The organism is Paenibacillus xylanexedens, assembly GCF_007676705.1.
GTDB classification, from domain to species: Bacteria; Bacillota; Bacilli; order Paenibacillales; family Paenibacillaceae; genus Paenibacillus; species Paenibacillus xylanexedens_C.
In genome coordinates, this window is the sequence record NZ_VEBF01000032.1 from 291 (window position 1) to 521 (window position 231).

The window sequence follows — 231 nt, forward strand, 5'->3', positions numbered from 1 at the left end:
AATCATCACTCGATTATCTCAAACGTCTACCATTCGCACCCCACCCTCAACTTTCAATTCTTCCACCACCTCCGCACCCATACCCGAAGTCCACACCACTACTTTTTCCTCCCATCCTACCCCTTCTCTCACTTCTCCTTCACTCCCACACCCAATCATTCCCCCCTCATCCATAATCCCAACCCCCTCACTAATCCCACCCACTTCCTCCATCTAATCACTTCTATATAT

Annotated in this window: 1 protein-coding gene; it reads right to left on the reverse strand. The window is 48.9% G+C overall.

The features are described from left to right. Positions 1–18: 18 nt before the first annotated feature. A complete protein-coding gene (locus FS628_RS31565; protein WP_186328019.1) occupies positions 19–174 on the reverse strand; it encodes a hypothetical protein in 156 nt (51 codons plus the stop codon). Positions 175–231: the final 57 nt, after the last annotated feature.

What these genes read in the sequence shown, in the direction of transcription:
- FS628_RS31565 (WP_186328019.1), bottom strand. Translation starts at nt 174, where the DNA reads ATGGATGAGGGGGGAATGATTGGGTGTGGGAGTGAAGGAGAAGTGAGA.